Annotated in this window: 10 protein-coding genes and 1 pseudogene; 5 read left to right on the plus strand and 6 right to left on the minus strand. The window is 55.7% G+C overall.

Annotated features, from left to right (window positions below; genetic code table 11):
• Positions 1 to 1,036: 1,036 nt before the first annotated feature.
• Together IB237_RS26340 and IB237_RS19220 are read left to right on the plus strand one after the other, a co-directional pair.
• Positions 1,037 to 1,707 (plus strand): annotated as a pseudogene (locus IB237_RS26340) (ZinT family metal-binding protein).
• 168 nt (positions 1,708 to 1,875) lie between these two features.
• Positions 1,876 to 2,379, plus strand: a complete 504-nt coding sequence (locus IB237_RS19220; RefSeq protein ID WP_192490292.1) for an SRPBCC domain-containing protein — start codon at positions 1,876 to 1,878, stop codon at positions 2,377 to 2,379.
• Positions 2,380 to 2,411: 32 nt separating this feature from the next.
• Here IB237_RS19220 and IB237_RS19225 read toward each other — a convergent pair whose 3' ends face one another.
• Both IB237_RS19225 and IB237_RS19230 read right to left on the minus strand, forming a co-directional pair.
• Positions 2,412 to 2,630, minus strand: coding sequence for a hypothetical protein (locus tag IB237_RS19225; RefSeq protein ID WP_192490293.1), 219 nt, complete (start codon positions 2,628 to 2,630; stop codon positions 2,412 to 2,414).
• A gap of 163 nt (positions 2,631 to 2,793) precedes the next feature.
• Positions 2,794 to 2,982 (minus strand): TRAP transporter large permease subunit, encoded by a 189-nt coding sequence (locus IB237_RS19230; protein WP_246788114.1) that lies wholly within the window; start codon positions 2,980 to 2,982, stop codon positions 2,794 to 2,796.
• A 24-nt stretch (positions 2,983 to 3,006) separates the two neighbouring features.
• Between IB237_RS19230 and IB237_RS19235 the strand changes: the two genes are divergently transcribed.
• Entirely contained in the window at positions 3,007 to 3,201 is a 195-nt protein-coding gene (locus IB237_RS19235) for a LuxR C-terminal-related transcriptional regulator (RefSeq protein WP_210324018.1), read from the plus strand.
• Between the two features lie 180 nt (positions 3,202 to 3,381).
• Here IB237_RS19235 and IB237_RS19240 read toward each other — a convergent pair whose 3' ends face one another.
• Both IB237_RS19240 and IB237_RS19245 read right to left on the minus strand, forming a co-directional pair.
• On the minus strand, positions 3,382 to 4,347 hold the full coding sequence (locus IB237_RS19240; RefSeq protein WP_192490294.1) for a zinc-binding alcohol dehydrogenase family protein: 966 nt from the start codon (positions 4,345 to 4,347) through the stop codon (positions 3,382 to 3,384).
• Positions 4,348 to 4,425: 78 nt separating this feature from the next.
• Positions 4,426 to 5,070: a hydrolase gene (locus IB237_RS19245; RefSeq protein ID WP_192490295.1), complete on the minus strand. Its 645-nt coding sequence runs from the start codon at positions 5,068 to 5,070 to the stop codon at positions 4,426 to 4,428.
• 154 nt (positions 5,071 to 5,224) lie between these two features.
• On the opposite strand from IB237_RS19245, the gene IB237_RS19250 reads away from it, so the two are divergent.
• Positions 5,225 to 6,118 (plus strand): LysR family transcriptional regulator, encoded by an 894-nt coding sequence (locus IB237_RS19250; RefSeq protein ID WP_192490296.1) that lies wholly within the window; start codon positions 5,225 to 5,227, stop codon positions 6,116 to 6,118.
• A 69-nt stretch (positions 6,119 to 6,187) separates the two neighbouring features.
• Here the strand turns inward: IB237_RS19250 and IB237_RS19255 are convergent, their stop codons facing one another.
• Positions 6,188 to 7,126, minus strand: a complete 939-nt coding sequence (locus IB237_RS19255) for a LysR substrate-binding domain-containing protein (protein WP_192490297.1) — start codon at positions 7,124 to 7,126, stop codon at positions 6,188 to 6,190.
• 91 nt (positions 7,127 to 7,217) lie between these two features.
• Here IB237_RS19255 and IB237_RS19260 point away from each other — a divergent pair, with 91 nt between their 5' ends.
• Complete coding sequence (locus IB237_RS19260; protein ID WP_192490298.1) at positions 7,218 to 8,192, plus strand: MBL fold metallo-hydrolase; 975 nt, start codon at positions 7,218 to 7,220, stop codon at positions 8,190 to 8,192.
• Between the two features lie 94 nt (positions 8,193 to 8,286).
• Here IB237_RS19260 and IB237_RS26215 read toward each other — a convergent pair.
• The coding region (locus IB237_RS26215; RefSeq protein ID WP_210324019.1) for a hypothetical protein at positions 8,287 to 8,478 on the minus strand (192 nt) is incomplete at its 5' end.

Raw genomic sequence — 8,478 nt, forward strand, 5'->3', positions numbered from 1 at the left:
ATTGTACCGCGTCTTTGTTGGAGACCATGACGAGGGCAAGATTACCGCGTTTGATCTTGAAAAGCCTGGTAATCGCTGGACATTCGATACCACCGGCCAGAACAAACTCTATAGCGTCAATGAGGGTGCAGGCATTGTTGCCGTCCAATCAGACAATGATGCGGTCAACTTCATCAGTAGCGGTATTTCCCTTCATTCGCACGGCGATCATTCCGATATCGAGATTGCTGACCCGGCTGCGGTAAAAGAAACACTGATCGGTCCGCGCCCATTCCACGTCATCGATCATGACGGCAAGGTGGTCGTTCACTTCGACAAAGGTGGATATGCCGACATCATCGCGGCACACGATTTGTCTAAAGGTGAAATAAAATCAACACGGTTGACACAAGCGCGTGCCCATCATGGATTTGTCGCACCGGTCGGCAAGGGTTGGGTAACGACAGTTGCCTCTGACGCGCCGGTGGAAGGCGACGCAGCACCATCACGCGTCGGCTTGCAAGTTGTAAGCGTCGACGGCACGCCGGTTGGCGATGTTGCAACGTGCACCGGCATCCACGGCGAAGCTTTTTCAGGTGCCTATCTGGCAGCCGGGTGCAAGGAGGGGATCATCACGGTGACATCAGGTAAAGGTCGTTTGGTCACCAGGATGCTGAACTATCCCGATGACCTTCCTGCAGGCCAGACCACAGGCACCTTGCTTGGTGCCAAAAGCGTGCAGGTGTTCCTTGGAAATTATGGAGCAAAAGGCCTCGTTGTCGTTGACCCTGTCGATGCCCCCAACTTCCGTTATATCGAGCTTCCTTTCCGTCGCATCGATTTTGTCCTCGATCCGGCCAATGCCCGGTTTGGATATGTCCTGACAGAAGATGGATCCCTTCATCAGGTTGATGTGCTGGACGGTACACTGTCCAAGAGTGCCAAAGTGACCGAACCCTACTCCATGGATGGCCACTGGAATGATCCTCGCCCCCGTGTCGCGATGGCCGGTGATGAGATTGTCATGAGCGATCCGAATGCCGGCTTGGTACGCCGGATCTCCAAGGATGATCTCAAGGAAATCGGCACGATCGCTGTTGAAGGCAAACCCTACAACATTGCGGTAGCAGGCGGCAGCGGCAAGGTTCATGAACATGGTGAAGACCATGACCATGCTGGCCACAGCCACGGTGATCCGAAGATCTACGCAGGCTATTTCGAAGATGCGCAGGTCAAAGACCGCCCACTCTCCGACTATGCCGGCTATTGGCAGTCGGTTTATCCGTTCCTGCAGGACGGCACGCTTGATCCAGTCTGGTCCCATAAGGCCGAGAAGGGTTCCATGAGTGCCGCGGAATACCGAGCCGAATACGAGGTTGGTTACAAGACCGATGTGGATCGGATCACCATCGAGGGTGATGTTGTCAGTTTCTACAAGGACGGAAAGCCGACGAAAGGCAGCTATGCCTATGACGGCAAGGAAACTCTGACCTACAAGAAGGGCAATCGTGGTGTGCGGTTTATCTTCAAGAAACCGAAGGTGATGCCGCTGCCCCGCAGTTCATTCAGTTTAGCGACCACGGTATCGCACCGAAAAAAGCCGACCATTACCATCTCTACTGGGGTAATGACCGTGCCGCTCTTCTGGAAGAGGTCACAAATTGGCCGACCTATTATCCGTCATCGATGGACGCAAAACAGATAGTTAGCGAGATGAAGGCTCACTAAACCAATTAAAACCTGCGCCCGGCCGGAAAGGCTGGGCGCAGGGCTCCTGTGAAAGACCATATGTGTGTTGTGCATGCGGGAGCGACGGAGACATTGCCGCCGCAAATTCTTCGAAATCCATTTCTAGCATTGGATGACATCACCCAAGAGGTGGAACAGGAGGAAGCGATGAGCGAGCGCACTAGCAATGCAGGTTCTGCGCGGAACCGTACTTCAGTCGAGCGCAGAGGAGATCGCGAACTCGTTGTGATCAGGGTGTTCGATGCGCCGCCGAGTAGGGTATACGAAGCGTGGAGCCAGTCTGAACTGTTCCAGCGGTGGTGGTTCCCAAAATCGGTGCACGGTGTTTCGCTTGTCTCATGTGAGCTGGATGTTAGAACCGGCGGTAAATATCGGCTGGAGTTTTCCGTCGCAGGCGCGGAAACCATGGCCTTTTACGGCAAGTATCTCGAGGTCGTGCCGAATGCGCGTATTGTCTGGACCAATGACGAGGGCGAAGGAGGCGCAATCACGACCGTGACCTTTGAGGACCGAGACGGTCAAACACTGCTGACTTACCATGAGGCCTATCCATCAAGTGACGGACTTGAAGATGCGCTGCAGGGATCGGCGGCCGCTTTGCCGGAGCAATTGGATCAACTCGAGGCATTGCTTTCCGGTGCAGAAGAGTAAGGCTGTTTGGATGATAAAAGGTGATCGGTGGATCAGTCCAATTTTGCCGTTTGGCTATCCTTCGCTTTCCTCCACCTCAGCAGATAACCGAAGCCGGGACCGATCAAAATTCCACCGATTACACATTGCGTGAGTGTCAGTGGGCGCTCATCCGGATCATGGCCGATGATGAACAGGTAGAGGAAGAATATCGCCACGCCAGCAATGATAAGCGCCACAGGAAACAGCAGGCCTTTGCGAAAACTCTCCATATATATTCCCCCTTGTTGCCGTGTTTTTTTGCAGGACCAAGCTACCGCAGAAGAACATCGTGGCAAGCGGCTTTTGTGGAGCGACGAAGGCAATGGCATGTTCAAAACAAAACCGCGGCTGACGCAAGGTCGACCGCGGCTTGGGGCAATAAAAGGTTGCTTTTTACATTCCCAGTAGCCTTGGCAAGAAGAGCGTGATTTCCGGGATGTAGGTGATCATCATCAGGAAAACGATGGCTGTCAGCAGCCAGGGCACGACAGATTTGGAGACGTCCGTCAGACCCAGTCGTGAAATCGCGGAACCAACATAGAGGTTAAGTCCAACTGGCGGCGTGGCGAGACCGATTTCCATATTCACGATCAGTATGATCCCGAAATGGACCGGATCAACGAGGTCGAGGTCATGGATTTGATGTTGACTGGTGCGATGAACAAACAAATCGCCGACACTCTTGGCATCGCCATGCGAACCGTCGAGGCCCATCGCGGCAAGGTGTTGATGAAGATGGGGGTTCGCAATGCGTTGGAACTTGCTGCAATCAATCGGAAGCAGGAGAGACACAAAGTCTGAGGCGATTGGGCCGCCTGCAACACGATAAGCCCTGAAGCCGTAATCAGCCTGCCACTTCACTGCTTTCCTTCACAGGAAGCCATCGTCTGGTGGCGCATGATAAAAATGCTGGGCTGCCATTCGCCGTATGCTTTCCGCAGAATGGCGACTTGGAAATCGGTTGCTTTTTGTCGTTAGCGTTCAACCCGAGGGAAGGAGGACAACGCGACCGAGGATGGAATTGTTTTCGGCGTAGGCATGGGCCTCTGCAGCCGCTTCAAGCGCAAACGTCCTGTCTACAACCACTTTGAGTGTCCCGGCCACAGCCCACTTTAGCATTCGGGAAATCATGTTGTAGACATCCGGCTTTTCCAACTGTGTTCCCATGAAAACGCCAAAAAGCGACTGGTTTGCCTGTAGTGCTGGCCAAAGGTCAAGGCTGAGCTTTGAACCGCCGGCATTGCCGACGAAAACCAGACGTCCCTCGGGACGCAGAACGGCCAGAGAATTTTGCAGGGTTGCTCCGACCGGGTCGATGACCAGATCGACGCCGCGACCTGCCGTCAGGTGCATCACCGCGTCCGTGACATCTGTCGAGTGATGGTCGATTGCATGGTCAAGGCCAAGCTGTAGGAGGCGTTCCGTCCTCTTAGCCCCCGAGACGGTTGCAAGCACCGTCGCGCCTACCTGATGCGCCAGTTGAATGGCGGCAAGCCCCACACCGCCAGCGCCCGCCTGAATGAGGACCGTCTCGCCGCGCCTGATATCTCCCTTTGCGAAGAGGCAGTGGTAAGCGGTGCCGAATGCGATTGGCAGAGCGGCGGCGGCGGCCATGTCCAGCCCATCAGGCACAAGCCATGTCCGGCTGGCCGCAACAGCGCGCAATTCTGCATGTGACCCGGCAAGATCAAAACTCGTCACCTTCTCGCCGACATGACGGTCCGCCACGTTTTTCCCGACCGCAATGATTTCTCCTGCGGCAGCATAACCGACGATGAAGGCTGCATGGGGAGGAGGCGTGGACGCACGATTGATCAAATCGCCACCTTCAATGGCGGCGGCCTCAACGCGGATCAGAACGCCATCGTTTGGGCAGGCTGGATCGGGCATATCCACGTAACGGAGGACATCCGGCGCTCCGGCGTGATCGTAGACTGCTGCTTTCATGGTTGCTCTGTCGTTGCTTGAGAGAAAGGCGGCGAGGGCATCTCCGCCCTCACCGAAATGCTTGATTTACTGGCTTGATCAGTCAGCGACTGGCGTGTTGAGTAGCTGTTGCTCCCAAAGGTAGGCGATGCCGCTGCCGCCGAAGTGCTGAATGAGGATCTCAGTCAGCTCACCGACATGCTCGGTGCGTGCCCAGTCACGTTGAAATTCACCTGCCAGTGCCATTACGGTCATGACGTTGGCGCCGGCCGAGATCATGCGCTGGACGGCAACCTCGTGGGACTCCTTCGAAATCCCGCCTGATGCGTCGGTGATGACGGTCACGTCCCAACCTTCTCCAGCGGCCTGGATTACAGGCATTGCAACGCAAACTTCGGTCCACAGACCGGCAATGATCAATTGCTTCCTTCCTGTCGCCTTGACGGCGTTGACTACATTCTCGTCCTGCCAGGTGTTTACCCAGGTGCGATCGATGACATCCTGGCCCGGAAAGACGTCGGTGATCTGCTTGAAAAGCAGTCCACCGCGCGCCGCGATGACGCTGGTAAGAATGGTTGGAACATTGAAGGCTTTTGCCAGCTTCGCCAGCGCGGTCGTGTTGTTGACGACAGCTTGCGGATCGTGGCTGTTCAGGTTCGCGAGCTGATAAGGTTGATGGTCGATCAGAACGAGGACCGAATCTTCGGGACGAAGAAGAGAATCGAGGCCGTTACGAGGGGTCATCAAGAGTTCCTTTTTTTGCCGTTGTGGACGGCTATGGGTTCACAGGAAACACACGCCAGCGGGCGATGCTGCCCGAAGACAATTTGCCGTTCCTATTGATGTTGTAATAGTCTCGAGGTCGGACTAGCTGTGTCGCGGAATCAGGAACGCTGAGATGGATATCGAAGACCTGCAGACATTTGTTGCCGTGGCCGATGCCGGAGGAGTATCGGCGGCCGCCCGTCGCCTCGGCGTATCAAAGTCGATTGTCAGTCGCAGGCTTTTTAGGATTGAAGCCGAGCTTGGTGTGCAGCTTCTTGCACGGACGACCCGAGGTGCTGCGCTGACGGAGGCGGGAGTAACATTCAGGGATCACGCAGCCCGCGCCAGTGCTGAGATTGATACTGCCCGGGAAACCATCCATCCGACAGGCCAACTGCATGGTCGTTTGCGGGTTGCCATGCCGCTTACCTTCGGCCCAACCCACTTTGCCCCGGTACTTGCGGGAATGGCGCGGTTGCATCCGCAGCTTCACATCCATACCTCTTACAGTGATCGCTTTGTCGATCTAATCGCAGAGGGGTTTGATTGCGCGATCCGGGGCGCCTATCTTCAGGACTCGAACCTGATTGCCAAACGCGTTGGGCCAATCCATGGCAAGCTTGTCGCCAGCCCGGCTTACATCAAGGAACACGGCTCGCCGGACAATATAGAACAACTTGTCAACCATCCGGCCCTCATGCAGGGAACGGAGGCCTGGCAGTTCATGGACGGCGACAGGATCGTTACGGTGCAGCCGCAGGGCAAGTTCAAAGCCGATAGCGCCATAGCACTTGCCGCCGCCGCCGCGGCAGGTCTCGGCGTCGCCTGGCTCCCGCAGTGCATCACGCATGAGTACGAAGCCGCCGGCACCCTGGTTCCGATCATGACGCGTTTTCCGGTTCCTCCGGGTGCAGTCTATGTCGTGCGACCACCCAGCCAGCATCCCACCCGGAAAGTGCGAGTACTTACCGAAATGCTGGTCGAGTACTTCAGACAGAACCCGGACCTTTGGGGAGCGGACAATTAAAAGGCTCAGGAAAAGCGCTTAGGATGGAGCTTCACCTTCGTCATCTCAACGAGCAGGTGTCGTCGACAGTTATTCCCTGGTTATGCCGACATCAGCGACGATCTCACGGATTTGCTGACGCAGCCAGGCGTTGGCGGCATCGCCATCAGCGTGTTGCGCCCAGACCATGTTAACCGGTGGAAAGCTGAGTGGTACTGGCAGCGGGCTGACCTCCAGACCAAGCAGAGGCCCGTAACGCTCGGCAATGCGGCTTGGCACAGTTGCGATGACCGGGCTTATCTGCGCTGCCGAAAGTACCGACATGTAACCCGGCCCTGCCATCACCACGTCGAGTTCGACACCGGCAATTTCCAGTGCGTCCTTGATGCAGCCCTGCAAGGTTTCGTTCTGTGAGATCGTTGCATGTTTGGCGGCGAGATATGCTTCAAGATCTACCGGGTTCGATAGATCCAGAAGCGCAGGGTTGAAACAGCAGGCAAAATCCGTCGCATATAGTGGTTCGAAGGCACGGCGGCTGGTTTTGGTGTAAGTGCAGCCGACGGCCAGATCGATGCTGCCATCCTCTAGCGAAGGCTCCATCGCCTCATAGGGGAAAACCCGGGCAAGCACCTTGATGCCCGGTGCAAGCTGCCGCAGTCGCGCGGTGAGATCAGGGATCAGCAACAACTCGATCTCCGGCGACATGGCGATACGAAATGTGCGCTCCTCGCTCGCCGGATCAAAGGCCACGCCGCCTGACAATGCAAGTTGAGCCTGCCGCAATGCCTGGCGCACCGGGACAGCAAGACTGCTTGCCCGGGCCGTCGGCTGCATGACCTGACCGACGCGGATAAAAAGCTCGTCCTGCAGAAGTACCCGTAAGGTGGAGAGCGAGTGGCTCATGGCGGGCTGCTGGATTTTCAGCCGCTTCGCCGCCTTGGTCACGTTGCCTTCCGACATCAAAGCATCAAAAGCGATGAGCAGATTGAGATCAAAAGAGCGAAGATTGAAATGATCGATAGTTACCATGAGCCGCATCGATTTGTTCACTGATAGTCCGATACATAAATGCTCTCCAGGTCAGTTCAAGACCATGTCAACACAATCCCTGGAGCCTTTTATGCAAACCCGTCGCAACCTACTGAAATCCTCTGCCGGTATCGCTCTTGCCGCCGGTGTCATCAGTGTCCTACCGTCCACCGTGCTTGCCAAGGCAGCAATCATTGGCAAGCAAGCCGCCAGCTATTACCGTCTGAAGCTTGGCGATTATGAAATCACCGCGCTTTCCGATGGTACGGTCAAATTACCGATGGCGAAGATTTACCGGAACATCAAGGAAACGGATGCCGAGGCCTATCTTGAAGGTCATTTTCAGGCCGGTGACGCCGAAACCTCAGTCAATGCCTTCCTCATCAATACTGGCGAAAAACTTGTGCTTGTTGATGCCGGGACAGGTGATCTGATGGGACCGGCGCTTGGCAAGCTGGTCGCCAATATCGAAGCATCAGGTTACAAGACGTCTGAGATCGACCACGTTATCCTCACCCATATCCATGCCGATCATTCCGGTGGTCTTGTTATTGGCGGCAAGCGGGTGTTCGAAAATGCCGTACTGCATGTAAACCAGCGCGAGGCCGATTTTTGGTTGAAGGCAGATGCTAAGGCAAAGGTAGACAAGGTACTCGGCCCGCAGATTGCCCAGGCGGAAAAATGCGTCGGTCCCTATGTTGAAGCTGGCAAATTCGAGACTTTTGCTGATGACGCTGCGCCAATTCAGGGCTTCGGCTCGGTGCTGCATGCCGGCCATACGCCCGGACACAGTGGTATTATCGTCGAGAGCAAAGGCGAGAAGATCATCTTCTGGGGTGACATCGCCCATGGCGACGTCCTGCAATTTGATCAACCCGAAGTCACCGTTGATTTTGACGTCGATCAGAAGGCGGCGGCAGCCAGCCGCGCCATCGCATTTGCGGAAGCCGCCGACCAGAAATATCTGGTGGCCGGCGCCCATCACGCCTTTCCCGGGATTGGCCATGTCCGTCGTGATGACAGCAATTATGATTGGGTGCCGCTTGTCTATAAGGCCGGCTACTGAATAAACCCGGACGCCGTCGGGGGGACGGCGCCCTTTCGCCTTGCCAGCCAGGGATTTCGGAGGGTGTAGACGTCGCGTTTCCCACAGGTCGTCATCATAAGCGAATATTTTTTATGATTTTTTTCCAAAGGCCTATTGACGATAAGGCAATGTCCCCTCTATAAGTCCGCTCACTGAACGAGGGCGGCGGCGCTGCTAGCGACGGACTGCTTCGTTTTGGAGAAATCACGATAGATTGGCTTTTATGGCTGGTTTGTTCCCAGGGTTTTCGGATTTTGGGATTGGT

The organism is Agrobacterium sp. AGB01 (genome assembly GCF_014851585.1).
Classification (GTDB): Bacteria; Pseudomonadota; Alphaproteobacteria; order Rhizobiales; family Rhizobiaceae; genus Agrobacterium.